General features: G+C 40.3%; 1 pseudogene. It reads right to left on the reverse strand.

The window, feature by feature from the left end:
• A pseudogene (locus tag HC175_RS20020) lies at nucleotides 1-286 on the reverse strand (hypothetical protein); the annotation flags it as partial.
• Between the last annotated feature and the right edge of the window lie 106 nt (nucleotides 287-392).

Here is a 392-nt window from a genome sequence, read left to right on the forward strand (position 1 = left end):
TCAGAAATCCGGAGGTTGTCTTTTTCTTCTGAAAATGCAGGTAAAAGCTCAACCCGAATAAAAAGGAAAAGACAGAAAAGAATTTTCCGAAGACAAAAGCACCAAAAATGGCCATGGAAACATTGTCTGCAAAACTGCTGAACTGGAAGTATACTTCTTCTGGCAGGGCAGCACCGGTATACCAAAAGACCATGTGGGCGTAGAGGATGCCTGCCAGAGCAAAGCCACGAAGTACGTCAATGACTTCGATCCTTTCCGGTATTCTTTTAAGTAGTGTCTCCTTCATTAGCTGTCGTGGAGATCAAAATAAAACTTTCAGGGTATTTCCTTCCTCTTTTTAAGATAGATTTAAAGGGTTACCCAAATGATTTTTCTTCTTTTAGGAAAATCTG

This window comes from Salinimicrobium oceani (assembly GCF_012037645.1).